This is a genomic window from Agromyces zhanjiangensis (genome assembly GCF_040496055.1).
Classification (GTDB): Bacteria; Actinomycetota; Actinomycetes; order Actinomycetales; family Microbacteriaceae; genus Agromyces; species Agromyces zhanjiangensis.
This window is the reverse complement of record NZ_JBEPKB010000002.1, coordinates 102,200-120,534: the sequence shown is the minus strand read 5'-3', so window position 1 is coordinate 120,534 and position 18,335 is coordinate 102,200. Positions and strand designations below refer to the sequence as shown.

General features: G+C 71.3%; 15 protein-coding genes. 3 read left to right on the top strand and 12 right to left on the bottom strand.

Going from position 1 to position 18,335, the window contains the following annotated elements:
- Positions 1-45: 45 nt before the first annotated feature.
- The 7 genes from leuS to ABME02_RS03710 all read right to left on the bottom strand — a co-directional run bounded on the left by leuS (position 46) and on the right by ABME02_RS03710 (position 12,151).
- Positions 46-2,619: a leucine--tRNA ligase gene (leuS, locus tag ABME02_RS03740; RefSeq protein WP_353813945.1), complete on the bottom strand. Its 2,574-nt coding sequence runs from the start codon at positions 2,617-2,619 to the stop codon at positions 46-48.
- Positions 2,620-2,699: 80 nt separating this feature from the next.
- On the bottom strand, positions 2,700-4,181 hold the full coding sequence (gene pabB / locus ABME02_RS03735) for an aminodeoxychorismate synthase component I (RefSeq protein ID WP_353813943.1): 1,482 nt from the start codon (positions 4,179-4,181) through the stop codon (positions 2,700-2,702).
- A gap of 89 nt (positions 4,182-4,270) precedes the next feature.
- Entirely contained in the window at positions 4,271-6,145 is a 1,875-nt protein-coding gene (locus tag ABME02_RS03730) for a PA domain-containing protein (protein ID WP_353813942.1), read from the bottom strand.
- Positions 6,146-6,317: 172 nt separating this feature from the next.
- A complete protein-coding gene (cydC, locus tag ABME02_RS03725) occupies positions 6,318-8,063 on the bottom strand; it encodes a thiol reductant ABC exporter subunit CydC (protein ID WP_353813941.1) in 1,746 nt (581 codons plus the stop codon).
- Positions 8,056-9,720, bottom strand: coding sequence for a thiol reductant ABC exporter subunit CydD (cydD, locus tag ABME02_RS03720; protein WP_353813940.1), 1,665 nt, complete (start codon positions 9,718-9,720; stop codon positions 8,056-8,058). Before cydD ends, cydC begins: the two co-directional genes overlap by 8 nt.
- A gap of 1 nt (position 9,721) precedes the next feature.
- On the bottom strand, positions 9,722-10,726 hold the full coding sequence (cydB, locus tag ABME02_RS03715; RefSeq protein WP_353813939.1) for a cytochrome d ubiquinol oxidase subunit II: 1,005 nt from the start codon (positions 10,724-10,726) through the stop codon (positions 9,722-9,724).
- A gap of 12 nt (positions 10,727-10,738) precedes the next feature.
- Positions 10,739-12,151 carry a cytochrome ubiquinol oxidase subunit I gene (locus tag ABME02_RS03710; RefSeq protein WP_353813938.1) on the bottom strand — a complete coding sequence of 471 codons (1,413 nt, stop codon included), beginning with the start codon at positions 12,149-12,151 and terminating at the stop codon, positions 10,739-10,741.
- Positions 12,152-12,262: 111 nt separating this feature from the next.
- Between ABME02_RS03710 and ABME02_RS03705 the strand changes: the two genes are divergently transcribed.
- From ABME02_RS03705 to ABME02_RS03695, 3 genes are read left to right on the top strand one after another with little or no spacing between them, the layout of a single operon-like run.
- Positions 12,263-12,634, top strand: a complete 372-nt coding sequence (locus tag ABME02_RS03705; RefSeq protein WP_353813937.1) for a BlaI/MecI/CopY family transcriptional regulator — start codon at positions 12,263-12,265, stop codon at positions 12,632-12,634.
- Position 12,635: 1 nt separating this feature from the next.
- Entirely contained in the window at positions 12,636-13,568 is a 933-nt protein-coding gene (locus tag ABME02_RS03700; protein WP_353813936.1) for a M56 family metallopeptidase, read from the top strand.
- Between the two features lie 35 nt (positions 13,569-13,603).
- A complete protein-coding gene (locus ABME02_RS03695) occupies positions 13,604-14,350 on the top strand; it encodes a DedA family protein (protein WP_353813935.1) in 747 nt (248 codons plus the stop codon).
- Here the strand turns inward: ABME02_RS03695 and ABME02_RS03690 are convergent.
- From ABME02_RS03690 to ABME02_RS03670, 5 genes are all read right to left on the bottom strand, one after another.
- On the bottom strand, positions 14,347-15,273 hold the full coding sequence (locus ABME02_RS03690; protein ID WP_353813934.1) for an ABC transporter substrate-binding protein: 927 nt from the start codon (positions 15,271-15,273) through the stop codon (positions 14,347-14,349). The two genes, ABME02_RS03695 and ABME02_RS03690, sit on opposite strands and share 4 nt — an antisense overlap.
- Positions 15,270-16,013, bottom strand: a complete 744-nt coding sequence (locus ABME02_RS03685; protein ID WP_353813933.1) for an ABC transporter permease — start codon at positions 16,011-16,013, stop codon at positions 15,270-15,272. The genes ABME02_RS03690 and ABME02_RS03685 overlap by 4 nt, the downstream gene beginning before the upstream one ends.
- Positions 16,010-16,696, bottom strand: coding sequence for an ABC transporter permease (locus ABME02_RS03680; RefSeq protein WP_353813932.1), 687 nt, complete (start codon positions 16,694-16,696; stop codon positions 16,010-16,012). The genes ABME02_RS03685 and ABME02_RS03680 overlap by 4 nt, the downstream gene beginning before the upstream one ends.
- The gene (locus ABME02_RS03675) at positions 16,693-17,505 is read right to left on the bottom strand and encodes an ABC transporter ATP-binding protein (protein ID WP_353813931.1); all 813 of its coding nucleotides are present in this window, start codon (positions 17,503-17,505) and stop codon (positions 16,693-16,695) included. Before ABME02_RS03675 ends, ABME02_RS03680 begins: the two co-directional genes overlap by 4 nt.
- Before the next feature lie 103 nt (positions 17,506-17,608).
- On the bottom strand, positions 17,609-18,268 hold the full coding sequence (locus tag ABME02_RS03670) for a TetR/AcrR family transcriptional regulator (RefSeq protein WP_353813930.1): 660 nt from the start codon (positions 18,266-18,268) through the stop codon (positions 17,609-17,611).
- Positions 18,269-18,335 lie beyond the last annotated feature (67 nt).

Below are 18,335 nucleotides of genomic sequence, written 5' to 3'. Positions count from 1 at the left end.
GTCGAGCCGCCCCGATGTGGAGGACGGCTCGTCCCGCCGCGGGACCTACCCGCGCGTGGCGATGTTGACGAGCTTCGGCGCGCGCACGATCACGTTGACGATCTCGCGCTCGCCGACCGAGCGCGCCACCGCGGCCGAGGCGCGCGCGAGCGACTCGAGCTCCTCGGCGCCGATCTTCGGCGAGACCTCGAGGCGGTCGCGCACCTTGCCGTCGACCTGCACGATCGCCGTCACGGACTCCTCGACGAGGAGCGCCGGGTCGGCCTTGCGCCACACGACGTTCGCGACCGTGGGCTCGTAGCCGAGCCGCTCCCACATGTCCTCCGCCGTGTACGGCGCGAACAGGTCGAGGATCATCGCCGTGACCTCGGCGGCCTCGCGGACCGCCGCGTCGCCCGCGCCGGCACCGGAGTCGATCGCCTTGCGCGTCGCGTTCACGAGCTCCATGAGGCGCGCCACGATGACGTTGAACTTGAAGGACTCGGCGAGGCCCGGGGCATCCGCCAGCAGCCGGTGGGTGACGCGGCGCAGTGCCGGGTCGCCCGACTTCCACTCCACGTCGGGGCTCGAGGTGACCTCGCCCGAGATGCGCCAGGCGCGCGCGAGGAACTTCGCGGCACCGACCGGCGACACGTCGGCCCAGTCGATGTCGTCCTCGGGCGGACCGGCGAAGGCCATCGTCACGCGCAGCGCGTCGGCACCGTGCGCCGAGAGCTCCGACGCGAACTCGACCAGGTTGCCCTTCGACTTCGACATCTTGGTGCCGTCCATGATGACCATGCCCTGGTTGAGCAGCGACGTGAACGGCTCGGTGAAGCCGAGGTAGCCGAGGTCGAAGAGCACCTTCGTGACGAAGCGCGAGTAGAGCAGGTGCAGGATCGCGTGCTCGACGCCGCCGACGTACTGGTCGACCGGCATCCACTTCTCGGCCTCGGCCGGGTCGAACGCCCGCTCGTCGTCGGTCGGGTTCAGGTAGCGCAGGTAGTACCACGAGCTGTCGACGAACGTGTCCATCGTGTCGGAGTCCCGACGCGCGTCGCGGCCGCAGTTCGGGCAGGTCACGCGGGCCCACTCCTCGGCGGCGCCGAGTGGGCTCGCGCCCTTGGGGCTGAGGTCGAGCCCCGCGGCATCCGGCAGTCGCACCGGCAGGTCGGCCTCGGGGACCGGCACCTCCCCGCAGTGCTCGCAGTGGATGATCGGGATCGGCGTGCCCCAGTAGCGCTGGCGGGAGATCAGCCAGTCGCGCAGGCGGTAGTTCTTCGCGGCGCGGCCGACGCCCCGCTCCTCGAGGATCTCGATGGCGCGCCGGATCGCGTTGGTCTTGCTGAGCCCGTTGAGCGGCCCGGAGTTCGTGAGCCGGCCCTCGCCGGCCAGGGCGATGCCCGTCCCCGCCGGGTCGAGCGTCGGCAGGTCGTCCATGGGCAGCGGCACGCCGTGCTCGTCGACCGGGATGACGGGGATGACGCCCGTCACGGGCGCGTTCGTGTCGACCACGACGCGCACGGGCAGCTCGAACGCGCGGGCGAAGTCGAGGTCGCGCTGGTCGTGCGCGGGCACGGCCATGATCGCGCCGTGGCCGTAGTCGGCGAGCACGTAGTCGGCCGCCCAGATCGGCAGCCGCTCGCCGTTCAGCGGGTTCGTCGCGTAGCGCTCGAGGAAGACGCCGGTCTTCGGGCGGTCGGTGGAGAGGCGATCGATGTCGCTCTCGGCGCGAACCGAACCGAGGTACTCGTCGAATCGAGCGCGCACCTCGCCGGAGGCGCCGGCGGCCAGCTCCTCCGCGAGCGCCGAATCGGGCGCGACGACCATGAAGGTCGCGCCGTACAGCGTGTCGGGCCGCGTCGTGAACACCGTGACGGGCTCGTCACGCCCCTCGATCGCGAAGTCGACGTCGGCGCCCGACGATCGGCCGATCCAGTTGCGCTGCATGGTCAGGACCTTGTTGGGCCACTTGCCCTCAAGCTGGTTCAGGTCGTCGAGCAGCCGGTCGGCGTAGTCGGTGACGCGGAAGTACCACTGCGTCAGCGCCTTCTTCGTCACGACGGCGCCGCAGCGCTCGCAGTGGCCGTCGACGACCTGCTCGTTCGCCAGCACCGTCTGGTCGACCGGGCACCAGTTCACCTGGCCGTCCTTGCGGTACGCGATGCCCTTCTCGTACAGCTTCAGGAACAGCCACTGGTTCCACTTGTAGTACTCGGGGTCGCTCGTGTGCAGCTCACGGGTCCAGTCGAACGACGGCGCGTACTGCTTGAACGAGCGCTTCTGCTGCTCGATGTTCGCGTACGTCCACGCCTTCGGGTCGGCGCCGCGCTTGATCGCCGCGTTCTCGGCCGGTAGGCCGAATGAGTCCCACCCGATCGGGTGCAGCACGTCGAAGCCCTGGTGACGCCAATAACGCGCCGCGGCGTCGCCGAAGCCGAACGCCTCCGCGTGGCCCATGTGCAGGTCGCCCGACGGGTACGGGAACATGTCGAGGATGTACTTGCGGGGGCGCGTGTCCCCCGGCTGCGCCGCACGGAACGGTTCGAGCTCCTCCCACACCGGAAGCCACTTCGCCTGGATCGTCGCGAAGTCGTAGGTGCCTGCCTCGGCCTGGGGGGTGTCCTGCTCGTGTGCCACGTGACTCTCAATCGTGATGCGCGGGGGTCGGGCGAGCCGCCCGGAGACGGGCGCGCGCGACGGGCGCCCGAGGATCAAGCCTACTCAATGCCCGGAGGCGTGCGTCGGACGTTCGCGTCGGGCGCAGCCGCCGGCTCGACCACACCCGACGGGCCGGTCCAGGCGCCGGGCGACGCCCCTCCGAGCGCGGCGATGAGGGCGCGCGCCTTGACACGCGTCTCCTCGACCTCCTCGTCCGGGTCGGAGAGCGCCGTGATGCCGCCGCCCGTCCCGATCGACGCACCCTCCGGCGTGAGCACGATCGATCGGATCACCATCGCGAGGTCGGCCGTGCCGTCGACCCCGAGGCATCCGAACGCGCCGGAGTAGATCCCGCGCGGCCCCTGCTCGAGTCCGTGCAGGATCGTCATGGCCGACAGCTTCGGCGCCCCCGTCATCGACCCGGCGGGGAACGCCGAGCGCACGGCGTCGAGCGCCGTCAGCGGATGGCGCAGCCGCGCCGTGACCGTCGAGACGAGCTGGTGCACGTGCGGGTACTCCTCGACCTCGAGCAGGTGCGGCACGCGGACGGTGCCGAGCTCGGCGATGCGTCCGAGGTCGTTGCGCATGAGGTCGACGATCATCAGGTTCTCGGCGCGCTCCTTCTCGCTCGCGTGGAGCTCGGCGCGAAGCGCGGCATCCGCCGCCGGATCGGACGAGCGGGGACGCGTGCCCTTCATGGGCTTCGTCGCCACGGTGCCGTCGGGCTCGACGAGGAGGAACTGCTCCGGCGAGGCGCTGAGGAGCGCCACGTCGTCGATGCGGACGAACCCGCCGTGGTGGCTGGGGCTCGAGGCGCGGAGCGCGAGGTACGTCGCGATCGGGTCGGGCCGCACGTCGACGTCGACACGGTTGGTGAGGCACAGCTGGTACGCGTCGCCACGGGTGATCGCCGCCTGGCACTCGGCGATCATGCGCCGGTACTCGGCCGGCTCATGACGCCAGCGCGTGCGCGCCGACGGGGTGTCGGGAGCCGGGGGCGATGCGAGCCGGTGCACGGCGGATGCCGCGGCATCCCCGCCCGAGGATCCGATGCGGTCGATCGCCCGGGTCGTGCGCTCCACCCACGCGCCGACCGCACCCGGCGCGGCTGCGTCGTCCTCGAACCACTCCAGCCGGAGGACGCGGGGCCCGTGCTCGAACACGATGACGCGATCCGCGAGGAAGAAGGCGACCTCCGGTGCGGCGGTCCGGGCCGCGGGAACCCCGATCGTCCGAGCACCGAACTCGTAGCCGAACCACCCGTACCACCCGACGGCGGCGCGGCCCTCGTCGCCCCCTGCCGACGCGTCCACGCCGAGTCGGGCCGCGAGTGCCGCGTAGACCGTATCCGGCTCGGCCCCGCCGTCCGCCCGCACGAGCGGAGCATCCTCCGCGGCGATCGCGATTACGCTCCGCCCGGTGGTCGCGTCGTCTCCGCCGTCCAGCCACGCGACGCGCGGCGCCGCGGCCGCGAGGTCGAGGAACACGGCCCGCGGGTCGCGCCACCCGGGCAGCACCGTGCTGCGGATTCGTCGCGGCATCCCCTCAGCCTACGGCCGCGCCCCGGCCCGGGCGCACGCAGCGGGCGGGTGCCGTCGGCACCCGCCCGCCGTGTGGTGCGATCAGCGGCTCAGGGCGTGTACTGGAAGATGTACAGCCCGCTGTCGCGGTCGGAGGCGAGCACGTACTCCCGGCCGTTCGGGTGCTGGTGCACCTCGACGCCCCAGAAGTTGTTGCCGCCGTCCTCGATGTAGTGGCCGAGTTCCTCGAACTGCCCGCCGGCGTAGCTCACGACGCGGAAGCCCGCGGCGTAGTACGAGATGTACGCGAGCTCATCGTCGGGGTCGGTCGCGACCTCGTGCACCGAGAGGTCGCCGAAGCCCGACGCGTAGTCCGCGTCCTGGCTCTCCGGCACCCAGTACTGGTCGAGGTCCTCCATCGTCTCGGCGTCGTACAGGTGCACGTAGCCCCAGCCGTCGAAGACCGCCTGGATCGCGACGTCCTGCCCGAGGTCGCCGACCGGGGTCGGAACGGTCGTGCCCGCGCCGGACGAGTCGCACGTGTAGTCGCCCGGCACGCCGCCCGTGAGGATCCGGAATCCGTCCGTCCGCGAGACGAACACCGCCGGGATCTCGGCCGAGACGAGCATGGAGATGAGGGTGTCGCAGCCGTCGACGCCGGTCCGGTTGAAGACGACGGCGCCGTCGTAGCCCGCCGCCTCGACGTTCTGCACCTTCACGGTGAAGTCGCACACGCCGCGCTCGATGACCGCGATCTCCGCGTCGCCCGCAGCGGGCACGCTCGCCGCGTCGCACGCGAGGCCCACGAACCGGGTGTCGCCCGCGAGCGTGGTCTCGGTGTCGACCTGCGGCACGTCGGAGCCCTGGATCGCCGTGAACTCCGTCCCGTCCTCCATGGTCGCGATGACCCGGAAGGGGTCGAAGTCCTCATCCGTCGCGATGAAGAACTCGCGGTCGTTCGTGAACTCGGCCTGGTGCGCGTTGCCCTCCGGCGTCACGGTCTGGCCGAACAGCGCACGCACCGGGTCGGTCGCCTCGAAGTCGGTGTCGCGGAGGAACACCGGGTTCGCGGGGTCGTCGACGTTCAGCAGCGCGTAGCCGCCGTCCCAGTACGAGGCGAGCATGATCATCTCGCCGTCGATCTCCTCGACCACGATGTCGTGGAGGAAGACGGCGTCGCCGTGCACGGCGCCCGGAGGCTGCGCGGTGACCGAGTCGAGCGAGGTCTCGGAGACGAGCGTCGGCTTCGACGGATTGGTGATGTCGAGGATGTCGACGTCGGTGTCCTCGAGGTCGTCGACGAGCACGGCGTACGCCCTGTCGCCGTCCGTCCACATGCGCACCGAGTGGGTCTCGTTCGCCTTCGTCTGCGCCTTGCCGGACACCTTCGTCGACGGGCCGGAGTACGTGAAGTCGCCGGCGCCCTCGACGAGCATCTTCGGCTTCGTCGGGTCCGTCACGTCGACCAGGCTGATGCCGCCGATGCCGTGCGTGTCACCGGGACAGATCTCGTTCTGGTACGCGAGCAGCTCGCCCGTGAACGACGGCGTCTCCAGGTGGATGACCTGCGAACCCTCGCCGCTGAACGTGCCTCGGTGGCTCGGGATCAGCGTGACGAGCTCGGGCGCCTCGGGGTCGGAGATGTCGACGATGTAGACGCCGCCACGGTCGCACTCCGGCTCCCAGAACGCGGTGAGGTAGGCGTAGTTCCCGTAGGCCGAGACGTCCGCGATGCGTCCGGGCTGCTCCTCGTCCTCGAAGAGGTCCAGGTTCGCGATCTTCGTGACGTTCTCGCTCGACGCGGGGAGGTGCCCCTCCTCCTCGCCGTGCTGCTGGTCGTGCGCGTGGTGCTGGTGGGTCTCCTTGCCGGAGTCCAGGACCCCGTCGTCGATCCACGGCGTGTCGTCGTGGGCGAAGGCCGGTCCGGCGCCGAGCGCGAGCGCCGTGACGGCGACGACGGCGGTACCGGTGCGTAGTGCTCTCATGGGGGTGATGGCTCCTCTGCAATCGGGGGTGGTGCGTCGATTGGAGGGAGTCAAGCACCGGACAACCGGTACCACTAGGGGGTTCCCCGTTCTCTGCAACGACCGTGCGCAGCACGCACGAATTCGTCGCCGGGGGCGACCGGACAGGCCCCCGCACGGGGGGCCTCGCCGCTCAGCCGGGCGCAGGCGGCGCGTCGGCGAGTCCGGTCATCCGAACCTCCCGGTCGACGAGTCCGTCCGGCGCGCCCGTGTGCGAGATCAGCAGCACCGTCCGTTCGCGTCCCGCGGCCGCCAGCAGGTCGCGCAGCAGCGCCTCGGCCTGCGCGGGGTCGACGCTCGCCGTCGGCTCGTCGAGCACCAGCACGGGGAAGTCGGCGAGCATCGCCCTCGCGAGCGCGATCCGCTGGGCCTGACCGCCGGACACGAGCGCGCCGCGCTCCCCCACCCGTGCGTCGAGTCCGCCGCGAGCCGCAGCCCACTCCGCGAGCCCGACGCGCCCGAGCACGTCGAGCAGTTCGGCGTCGGTCGCGGTGTCGCGCGCGAAGACGAGGTTCTGCCGCAGGTCCTCGTCGAACAGCCACGGTCGCTGCTCGACGAGTCCGACCGCGCGCCGGACGTCGCGCGGGTCGAGGTCGCACGCCTCGACGTCGTCGAGCCGGTACGAGCCGCGGTACTCGAGGAACCGGACGAGCACGTGCGCGAGCGTCGTCTTGCCCGCGCCCGACGGTCCGGTGACGAGCACCCGCTCCCCCGGCTCGAGGTCGAGGTCGAGCGGCGCGAGCGACGGGCGAGCGGATGCCTCGGGATCGCGGATCTCCGGAACGTCGCCCGCGACCGCCGGCCAACGCGCGCTCGCATCCCTGAGGCGGATCGCGGGGACGCGCCGGCTGCCGGGAGCCGGCGTCGAACGCCCACCGGTCGCGGCCGCCTCCACCGCCGGTCGCCCCGGGATCTCCGGCGGAACGGATACCGGCACCGCGTCGGCGACGCGTCGGGCGCTCGCGCGGACCACCCGCAACGACCCGAGCGCGACCGGGATCGCCGCGGCGACCTCGGCGATCGCGAGCGGCACCAGGCAGAGGACCGCGAACGTCGGCCCGTCGATCCGTCCCCCTTCGAGGAGCGGTTGGGCGGCGCCGAGGCTCGCGGCGGCCGCGAACGCCCCGACCGCGCTCATCGCGGCCGCGGCGAGCCCGACCGCGGACGCCCGCGCGCGCGTCGCGCGCTCGAGGTCTCGACCGAGTCCACGGATCCGGTCGCGCCCGGCGGCGGCCGCGTCGAACGCCACGAGCACGTCGAGCGCCTGCACGTGCTCGACGATCGCAGCCTGCAGTTCGCCGCGGAGCGGCGCGAGTCGGTCGTCGGCTCGAGCGGCGAGCAGCATCTGGGCCAGCACGGCGCCGCCGATGCCGACCACGAGGACGACGGCGACGGCGACGGCGCTGCCCGGTGCGAGCCATGCGAGCCCGGCGAACGCCGCAGCGAGGACGACCGCGGCGCTCGCGACGGGCTGCACGATCCGCAGGCTGACGTTCTGCAGCTCGTCGACGTCGCCGACGAATCGAGAGAGCAGGTCCCCGCGCCGCGACGACGCCAGGCCGTCGGGCGCGAGCGGGAGCATCGCCTCGAACACGCCGACCCGGATCTCGGCGAGCTGGCGGAACGCCGCATCGTGACCCGCGAGCCGCTCCAGGTAGCGGAACACCGCACGTCCGATCGCGAACGCGCGGACGCCCACGACGCCGAGTGAGAGGAACAGGATCGGCGGCTGCTCGGCGGCTCGGGCGATGAGCCATGCGCTCGAGGCCAGGAGTGCGACGCTGGAGAGCCCGGCGAGCACGCCGAGGAGCACCGAGGGCACGAGCCGGCGGACCGGTGGGACCGCCTGCCGCAGCACGGAACGTGAACGGTCAGGCACGCACGACCTCCCGGAGCGGCACGATCCGGTCGGCGACGTCGGCGAGGCCGCCGCGGTGCGTCGCGACGACCACGATCCGACCGGAGCGCGCGAGGTCGCGGAGTTCATTCGCCATCGCCCCCTCCCGTTCGGCGTCCAGCGCCGACGTCGGTTCGTCGAGGAGGACGAGCGGCGCGTCGGTCGCGAGCGCTCGGTGCACGGCACGGGCGACCGCGACCCGCTGGGCCTGCCCACCCGAGAGGCCGGCGCCGGCAGGGCCGAGCCGCAGCCCCGGATCGACGTCGACGCCGGCGATCGCGAGCGCGCGGTCGAGGAGCGCCGCGTCCGCGTCTGCCGAGCCGAGGCGGATGTTCTCGGCGACCGTGCCCTCCACGAGCTGCGGTGCCTGTCCCGCCCAGGCGACGTGCCGACGCGTCCCCGCGCCGAGCGGGACGCCGTCGAGCGCGAGCTCGCCGGTGCGGTCGGCGAACCCGAGCATCGCGGCGAGCACCGACGACTTCCCGACCCCGCTCGCGCCGGTGATGGCGACGAGTTCGCCGCGGCCGGCCTCCAGGTCGAGCGGTGCACTGACGGGACGGCCATCCCGCTGGACCACGAGTCCGCGCACGTGCAGGCCGGCTTCGCCCGCGCCGGGACGTCGGTCGCGGACCCGGGTCGCGTCGCTGCCCGCGCGCTCGTCGGGCTCGTCGGTCGCCGTCCGGCCCGCCGGCCCGGCGTCGAGCAGGTCGAGCGCGTCCCGCGACGCCTCGAGCCCCGCCGTCGCGGAGTGGAATGCGGCACCGACGTTCCGGATCGGGACGAAGACGTCGGGCGCGAGGATCAGCACGAACAGGCCCGGCGCGAGCGCCATGTCGCCCGCGACCAGTCGCAGTCCGATCGAGACCGCGACCAGCGCGACCGAGAGGCTCCCCGCCAGTTCGAGCGTGAACCCGGAGAGGAACGTGACCCTGAGCACCTTCATGGTGCTCGACCGGTACTCGCCGGTGACCGTCCGGATGCGACGCGCCTGACGTTCGGCCCGACCGAACACCATGAGGGTCGAGAGCCCCCCGAGCACTTCGAGGAACCCGCGCGACAGTGCCTGCAGGCGGTCCCACTGACGGCGCTGGACGACCTCGGTCGCCATGCCGATGAGCGCCATGAACACCGGGATCAGCGGGAGCACGATGACGAGGATCAGGCCGGACACCCAGTCCGCGGTCCACGCCGCCGCGACGAGCACCGGGGTCGCGACCGCCGTCAGCACGAGTTGCGGCAGGTAGCGCCCGAAGTACTCGTCGAGCGCGTCCAGCCCGGGTCCGAGCAGCGTCGCCGCGCGCGCCGTGGTGACGCCGCGCTGCGCGGTCCGATCCTCGAGGCCGACGAGCAGCGCATCCCGCAGTTCGGCCTTGACGCGCATCGCGCCGGCCGAACCGAGCCACTCCCACAGCCAGCCCGAGAGCGCGCGAAAGGATGCCCCGGCGAGCAGCACGGTCGCGATCGGACCCGCACCACCCGCCGCCAACTCGCCATCGATCAGGCCGACGACGAGCGTGGCGAGCGCCCAGGCGAACGCGACCGTGGCGCCCGCCTGGAGCAGTGCCAGCGCGCCGCCCGCGACCATGAAGCCGCGAGCGGCGCGCGAGCGCCGGAGCAGTCTGGGATCGAGTGGGCGCACGTCAGTGCGCGGCGGCGTCGATCGTCTGCCGGGTGACGCGCTTGCGGAAGACCCAGTAGGTCCAGCCCTGGTAGGCGAGGATGAGCGGCAGGAAGATGAGCGCCGTCCAGCTCATGACCGTGAGCGTGTAGGGCGTGCTCGACGCGTTCTCGATCGTGAGGCTGTTGGCCGGATCGTTCGACGCGGGCATGACGTCCGGGAACAGGGCGGCGAACAGTGCGAACACCGCAGCGCCGATCGTGACCGCCATGAGCGTGAACGCGACACGCTCGGCTCCGCGACCGTTGGCGAGCCACGAGCCGATGAGCGCGAGCGCCGCGACCGCCGCCAGCCCCCAGAACCACGCCGTGCCGTGCGCGAGGCCCGTCCAGACCAGGAAGGATGCGGCGACCACGATCGTGATCGCGCCCGCCCGCGTCGCGAGCCGCCGCGCGCGCTCCCGGATGTCGCCGTCGGTCTTCAGCGCGACGAACACCACGCCGTGCGTGAAGAACAGGAGCAGCGTCGTGATCCCGCCGAGCAGCGCGTAGGGGTTCAGCAGGTCGAACAGCGTGCCCGTGTAGTTGTGGTCGGCGTCGAGCGGCACGCCCTGGACGATGTTGGCGAACGCGACGCCCCACAGCAGCGCCGGCACGGCCGACCCGACGATGATCATCCAGTCGAAGCGCCGCTTCCACGCGGCCTCCGGCCGCTGGTGCCGGTACTCGAACGACACGCCGCGCGCGATCAGCGCCAGCAGGATGAGCAGCAGGGCGAGGTAGAACCCCGAGAAGAGGGTGGCGTACCACTCGGGGAACGCCGCGAACAGCGCGGCGCCCGCGACGATGACCCAGGTCTCGTTGAGGTCCCAGACCGGTCCGATGGTGTTGATGAGGACCCGGCGATCGGTGTCGTCCTTCCCGAGGAAGGGCAGCGACATCCCGACGCCGAAGTCGAACCCGTCGAGGACGAAGTAGCCGACGAAGAGGAACGCGACGATCCAGAACCAGAGCACTGCGAGATCCATGTCCGTGTCCTCCTAGTAGACCGTTGCGGTGTGTTCGACCTTGCCCGTCTCCGGGTCGGGCGGGGCGATCTCGGGCGGGCCCTTCCGCACCGCCTGCACGATGAGCTTCACCTCGACGACGGCGAGGATGCCGTAGATCAGCGTGAACGCGACGAGCGAGATCAACACGTCGAGGCCGGTGACGTTGGGCGAGACCGCCGACTCGGTCGGCAGGAGGCTGAAGACGATCCACGGCTGGCGGCCCATCTCGGTGAACACCCAGCCGACGATCATCGCCGCGAGCGAGAGCGGGAAGCTCCACACGGCGACCGTCCAGACCCAGCGCTGCTTCGGCATGCGGCCCTTGCGGGTGAGCCAGAGCCCGACGAGCGCGATCAGCACGTGCAGCATGCCGAGGCCGATCATCCAGCGGAAGGCCCAGTAGGTGACCCAGATGATGGGCGCGTAGTCGCCGGGGCCGTACAGCTCGGCGTACTGCGCCTGGAGGTCGTTGATGCCCTCGACGCACCCGTCGAGCGAGTGGGTCGACAGCAGCGACAGCAGGTACGGCACTCGGATGGAGAAGAGCTCGCTCGTGCCGTCGGGCGTGCCGAGCGTGAACAGCGAGAACGAGGCGTCCGCGCCGCAGACCGTGTCGTACGTCGCCTCGGCCGCGGCCATCTTCATGGGCTGCGTGGCGACCATGGCGAGGCTGAGCTGGTCGCCGAAGAAGGTGGTGAGCGCGCCGGAGATGAGCATGCCCCACAGGCCGAACTTCAGCGCCGGACGCATCGTGTCGAGGTGCTGGTTGCGCGCGAGGTGCCAGGCCGCGGCGCTGATGATGAGGCCGGAGCTCACCATGAAGCACGCGGCGATGGTGTGCGGGAATGCGGCCAGGGCGACCGGGTTCGTCAGGAGGGCCCAGATGTCGACCAGCTCCGCGCGACCGCGCTCGGCGTTCATCTCGTAGCCGACCGGGTTCTGCATGAACGCGTTCGCCGCGATGATGAAGTACGCCGAGAGGATGGTGCCGATCGCCGTCGCCCAGATGGTGGCGAGGTGCAGCTTCTGCGGCAGCCGGTTCCAGCCGAAGATCCAGAGGCCGATGAACGTGGCCTCGAGGAAGAACGCGAGCAGGCCCTCGAGCGCGAGCGGCGCGCCGAACACGTCGCCGACGAAGCGCGAGTACTCCGACCAGTTCATGCCGAACTGGAACTCCTGCACGATGCCCGTCACGACGCCCATGGCGAAGTTGATGAGGAAGATCGTGCCGAAGAACCGCGTGATCCGCAGGTACTCGACCTTGCCGGTTCGCACCCAGGCGGTCTGGAAGATCGCCGCGGAGGTCGCCAGCCCGATCGTGATCGGGACGAAGAGGAAGTGGTAGACCGTGGTGAGACCGAACTGCCACCTGGCGAGCAGGAGCGGATCGAGCAACTCGTTCACGCGGGAGCCCCTTTCATGGGAACGATCGTCGACGCGATTCTTCTACAGAGCGTAGAGCATGTTTTCTACACGACGTAGAACCATTGGGCCCTTGCGCGGTATCCTCGTCCTATGGCAGGTCTCGGCGAACTGGAGCGCTCCGTGATGGAGCAGCTCTGGATGACCGACGCAGCGCTCACCGCCAACGAGGTCCGCGACCGGCTCGCGCTCGGGTCCGCACCCGGACGCGCGCCCGCGACCACCACGGTGCTGACCGTCCTCTCGCGACTCGAGCGCAAGGGATTCGTCGGTCGGAGCCGCGACACGCGGCCCCACCGGTACTCGGCCCTCCTCTCGCGCGCCGAGCACACGGCCGAGCTCATGCACGAAGTGCTCTCCTCCTCGTCGGACCGCGACGCCGCGCTCGCGCGCTTCGTCGGGACCGTGAGCGCCGGCGAGGCGAACACCCTGCGCCGCCTGCTCGACGACCTGGTGCGCCACTGAGGTGATCGCCGCCGCACTGGCGCTCGGCGCCCTCGCCCTCGCCCTCGCCTGGCCGGTGCCCGTCGCGCTCTCGCGCGCGGAGTGGCCCGCCCGCTCCCCCGCGACCGCGCTCGTGCTCTGGCAGGGCATCGCGCTCGGCGGCGGCCTCGCGATGATCGGCGCGCTCCTGGCCTTCGGCGCGTCGCCCGCCGGATCGCTCTCGGGCGCCGCGACCGCGCTCGTCCCGGTCCTCGCCGCGGGACCGATCGCCGAGGGATTCGGCGTCGTTCACCTCGCCGCCCTCACGCTCGCTGTGGGGCTCACGGTCCACCTCGCCCTGAACCTCGGCACCACGGCCGTGCGCGCCGAACGTACCCGGCGCCGGCAGCACCGGCTCATCGACCTGCTGGCGAGTCCCGCGAGCGAGACCACCGGCGCCCGAGTGCTCGCCCACCCGGTGCCGGTCGCCTATTGCGTCCCGGGCCTGCGCACGGCCACCGTCGTCACCGACGGTCTCGTCGACCTCCTCGACGAGGACGAACTCCGGGCCGTCGTCGGTCACGAGCGCGCGCACCTCGACCAGCTCCACCACCTCGTGCTGCTCGCCTTCCGGGCCTGGCACGCCGCGCTGCCCTGGTTCCCGATCGCGAACCGGGCCGAGCGATCGGTCGCGATGCTCACCGAGATGCTGGCCGACGACGCGCCCCGCCGTCGGGTCGGCGTCGAGCCGCTGCGCACGGCCCTGCTGCGAGTCGGCAGTTCGGGGGCCGCGGCGGCCTACGCCGACGCGCCGGGCGACGCGGTCGAGTCGGACGAGCGCGTCCTCGAACGGCGGCTCGCGCGCCTCGAGGCCGACCTGCACCCGCTCGACACTCGCGCGCGGAATGCGACCTGGCTGCTCGCCACCGGGATCGTCGCGGTCCCGGTGTGCGTGCTGGCCGCCATCGCATTCTGATCGACTTCCCTGCCGCAGCCCATAGGCTCTGAACCGTGAACGAGCTGCTGGACGGCATCCTCGCGACGGTGCAGGGCGTCGACCCGGTCATCCGCACGCTGCTCGCGGGCATCGGCATCATGCTCGAGACCTCAGTGCTCATCGGCCTCATCGTGCCGGGCGACACGATCGTCATCGTCGCGGCGACCGGCGTCGAGGGTCCGGTCGAGTTCATCGCGCTCGCGATCGCGGTCATCGTCGGCGCCCTGATCGGCGAGAGCATCGGCTTCGCCCTGGGCCGCTGGTTCGGGCCGCATATCCAGCACTCCCGACTCGGGCGCCGGATCGGCGAGCACAACTGGCATCGCGCGCAGCGCTACCTGGCGCGTCGCGGCGGTCCGGCCGTCTTCATCTCCAGGTTCCTCCCCGTGCTGCACTCGCTCGTTCCGCTGACCGTCGGCATGAGCGACATGACCTACCGGCGGTTCATGGCGTGGACCACGCCCGCCTGCGTCATCTGGTCGTTCGCCTATGTCGGCGTCGGTTCGGCCGCAGCGGGCGGCTATCGCGAACTGAGCGACAACCTGCACTGGGCGGGCTACCTCTTCGTTGGCGTCATCATCCTCTTCCTCGTCCTGGCCTGGCTCGGGAAGAAGGTCCTGCTGCGCCTCGAGGCGCGCCACATGGCGGAGGCCGAGCCGACGGTGCATCCGGTGATCCCGCCGCACATCGCCCCCGCCGACACGGCGAAGGGGCCGGCCGCCGAAGCCGCCGACCCCTCGCGAGAGGATTCCGCCTCCTAGAAGAGGGACTGCTCCGCGAGCCAGTCGGACGCGATCTGCTCGGCGGACTGCTGCTCGTTGACGCTCAGCGCGTTCAGCGCGACGAGGTCCTCGGCGGTGAGCGCCGCGCTCACCGTGTCGATGATCGCGGCGATCTCGTCGTCGACCTTCTCGCTCACGACGGGCACGACGTTCGAGGCGAGGAAGAGCCCCTCCGGGTCCTCGAGCGTCACGAGGTCGTTCGCGGCGATGTTCGGGTCGGCGCTGTAGATGTTCACCATCTGCACCTGATCGTCGACGAGCGCCTTGAGGGTGAGCGGCCCGCCGCTGTCCTCGATCGGCGTGAACGCCACCTCGACGCCGTAGACCGACTGCAGCCCCTCGGGGCCGTAGGGGCGCGTCTCGAGTTCGGAGTTGCCGCCCAGCGTGATCGGCGTCGAGACGTCGGCCAGATCGGCGAGGCTGGTCACGCCGTTCTCCTCGGAGAACGTCCGGGTGACGTTGTAGGAGTCCTGATCGGTCGCCGGCGACTGCTCGAGCACGCGCAGCCCGTCGGGGAGCGAGGTCGAGAGCTCGTCGTAGACGTCGTCGCTCGTCGTGGCGGTGGTGTCCGGCACGTAGTACTGGAGGAGGTTGCCCGTGTACTCGGGGAAGACGTCGATCGAGCCCGACTCGATCTCGGGGATGTACACCTCGCGCTGGCCGATGCGGAACTGCCGATCGACCGTGTAGCCGTTCTCCTCGAGCGCCTGGGCGTAGAGCTCGGCGATGATCTCGTTGGAGTAGTAGTCCTGCGAGCCGACGACGATGGTCTCGCCGGCGGCGTCGCCGCCATCCGATCCGCTGTCGAGCGGATCGCCCGATGCACACCCTGCCAGGGCCACTGTCGCCCCGACCGCGACCGCTGCGAGCGCAACGAGCCGGCCTTTTCCTGCTGTGATCATTCCTGGTTCCCTTCGGTGTTGGGTCGCCCCACGATCGTTCGCGACCGGGTCGGCCGCGAACGGAGCTCTGCGATTCGCGTTGCGCGGACGCCGGCGGGGACGACGACGCGCTGCGTGAGCGCGAAGCATCCGTCGATGACGAGCGCGAGCACGATCACGAGGATCGACCCGCCCAGCATCTCGCCGTAGTCGCGGGTCTTCAGCCCCGCGAAGATGAAGCGGCCGAGGCCCTCGTCGGCGATGTACGCCGCGAGGGTCGCGGTCGCGATGATCTGGAGGGTCGCCGACCGGATGCCGCCGACCACGATCGGCATCCCCAGCGGGAGCTCGACCTTTCCGACCACCTGCAGTTCTCGCATCCCCATCGCCCGGGCCGCGTCGATCGTGCGTCGGTCGACCGACTCGAAGCCGGCGTACGCGCCGGCGAGCAGCGGCGGGATCGCGAGGATGACGAGTGAGATGACGGGCGCCGCGAGGCCGATCCCGATCCAGATGCCGAACAGGGTCAGCACGCCGAGCGTCGGTAGTGCGCGCAGGCCGCCGGAGATCATGACCGCCGGTTCGCGACCGCGGCCGGTGTGGCCGACGAGCGCACCGATGGGCAGGGCGATGACGGAGGCGATCACGAGCACGAGGCCCGAGACCCACAGGTGCTCGGCGATCCGTTGCGGGATGCTGCCCGGCCCGGTCCAGTTCGCGGGGTCGGCCAGCCACGCGAAGGCGTCGAGGAAGAGGTTCACGCCGTCTCCCTCCTGGCGCGCCGGGAGGCCGCGACCCGGCCGTTCGACGCCCCGCGCCGGGTCCACGGCATCAGGAGGCGGCCGAGCAGGACGCTCAACGCGTCGAGTCCGAGCGCGAGCACGATCGTCGCCACGATCCCGGTGATGATCTCGACCTGGATGCCGCGTTGGAACCCGTCGGTGAAGAGGCTCCCGAGGCTCTGCACGCCGATCACCGCTCCGACCGTCGCGAGGCTCACGGTGCTCACGATGACGACGCGGAGGCCGGAGAGGAGCACCGGCCCGGCGAGCGGCAGCTCGACGCCCCAGAACCGGCCGGCTCCCGAGTAGCCCACCGCCGTGGCCGACTGCCGGATGTCGCGCTCGACCGAGTCGAACGCGTCGGCCGACGTGCGCACGATGACCGCGATGCCGTAGAGCGTCAGCGCGATCACGAGGTTCACCGGGGATCGCAGGCTGAGGCCCGTGAAGGCCGGCAGGGCGATGAACAGCGCGAGCGACGGGATGGCGTAGAGCAGTCCGCAGATCGACAGCAGGACGCCTCTCGACCACCGGTAGCGGTGGGCGAGCCATCCGATCGGCACGGAGATCACGAAGCTCAGTATGATCGCCGGCACCGACAATGCGAGGTGGACGAGCATGAGCTCGCCGACGAGGTCGAGGTTCGACCAGAGCCAGTTCACGAGGCCAGGACCCCGGCGGCCCTGCCGTCCGCATCCACGACGACGCGGCGCCCGTCGACCTCGGTGACGTGCAGCGCCCGCTTGCCGCGGTCGGCGCCCACGAAGTCCGCGACGAACGCGTCCGCGGGATGCGCGAGGATCTCCGCCGGCGACGCGGCCTGCGAGATGAGGCCTCCCTGCTGCATGATGACGACCTGGTCGCCGAGGAGGAACGCCTCGTCGATGTCGTGCGTGACGAACACCACGGTCTTGCCGAGTTCGCCCTGGAGCCGCAGGAGCTCCTGCTGCAGCTCGGCCCGGACGATCGGATCGACCGCGCCGAACGGCTCGTCCATCAGCAGGATGTTCGGGTCCACCGCGAGCCCGCGGGCCACGCCCACGCGCTGCTGCTGGCCGCCCGAGAGCTGGGCGGGGTACTTGTCGGCCAATGACCGGTCGAGTCCGACGGTGTCGAGCAGCTCGAGCGCGTGCGCGTGGGCCGCGCGACGCGACACGCCGCGCAGCAGAGGGACGGTCGCGACGTTGTCGATGACCTTCCGGTGCGGCAGGAGCCCGGCGTTCTGCATCACGTAGCCGATGCCGCGGCGGAGCTTGACCGGGTCGACGGTCGCGACATCCGTGCCGTCGATGAGCACCTGCCCGCCGGTCGGGTCGACCATCCGGTTGATCATCCGGAGGAGCGTCGTCTTGCCGGAACCCGACGACCCGACGAGGACCGTGGTCTTCCGGGGCGGGATGACGATGTCCACGTCGTGGACGGCGACCGTCCCGTCGGGGAACTGCTTGGTGACACCGCGGAACTCGATCATGCTGCCTCTCCGTCGGTCACGGGCGCCGACCGGCGCCGGTCCTCAAGCCAAACACCTCGGCGGCGGAGTGGCAACGGGCTGCGCGGCCGTTCGCCGCGGATGCTCAGGCCGCGGGCGCGGCGGCGAGCTGATCGGCCAGGTGGCGGCCGAGGTAGTCCCGGACCACGCGGTGCGCCTCATCCAGGTAGCGCGCATCGCCGACGGCATCGCGAACGAACGCCCGGTGGATGAGCGTGGCGCCGATCTCGAGCGCGATGCCGAGCCGGAGTCGGACCTCGGCGTCGTCGATCACGCCGAAGTCGTGCTCGAGGAGCCGCGCGACGCGGTGCGCGATCTCGGGCTCGCCGTCGAGCTCGGACGCCTCGCGCGGTGCGGAGTAGACCACGGCGAAGCCCGGCTCCTCGCGGTACAGCTCGGTGCAGACGTCGAGCGCGAGGTCGACGACCTCCCACCACGCGGAGAGCTCGACCCCGTCGACCGCCTCGGCCAGCCGCTCGCGGAAGCGTCGCACGCTCCGTTCCCGCAGCGCGTGGAGGACGGCCACGCGATCCGGGAAGTACCGGTACACGGTGCCGATCGACGCACCGGCGCGTTCGGCGACCATCTGCGTGGTCAGGCGCTCGAATCCGAGTTCGTCCACGATCTCGGCGGCGGCGTCCAGCAGTGCGTCCAGCCGTTGGGAGCTGCGTCGCTGCGTGGGCTCGGTACGCACCGAGCGCCTCCGCCCGTGATCGGCCCCCAGGATCAGGTCGATGTTCGGCACGGGTCCTCCTTGTTCGCCGGACCACTCTACCCGGGTCTGAGGGGAAGTCCGCTTCCGGGGGCGGCGG

Bases quoted from the DNA above. Each gene is read 5' to 3' on its own strand.
- ABME02_RS03675 (WP_353813931.1), bottom strand. From the start codon at position 17,505: ATGATCGAGTTCCGCGGTGTCACCAAGCAGTTCCCCGACGGGACGGTC.
- ABME02_RS03690 (WP_353813934.1), bottom strand. From the start codon at position 15,273: ATGATCACAGCAGGAAAAGGCCGGCTCGTTGCGCTCGCAGCGGTCGCG.
- pabB (WP_353813943.1), bottom strand. From the start codon at position 4,181: ATGCCGCGACGAATCCGCAGCACGGTGCTGCCCGGGTGGCGCGACCCG.
- cydB (WP_353813939.1), bottom strand. From the start codon at position 10,726: ATGGATCTCGCAGTGCTCTGGTTCTGGATCGTCGCGTTCCTCTTCGTC.
- ABME02_RS03705 (WP_353813937.1), top strand. From the start codon at position 12,263: ATGGCAGGTCTCGGCGAACTGGAGCGCTCCGTGATGGAGCAGCTCTGG.
- ABME02_RS03730 (WP_353813942.1), bottom strand. From the start codon at position 6,145: ATGAGAGCACTACGCACCGGTACCGCCGTCGTCGCCGTCACGGCGCTC.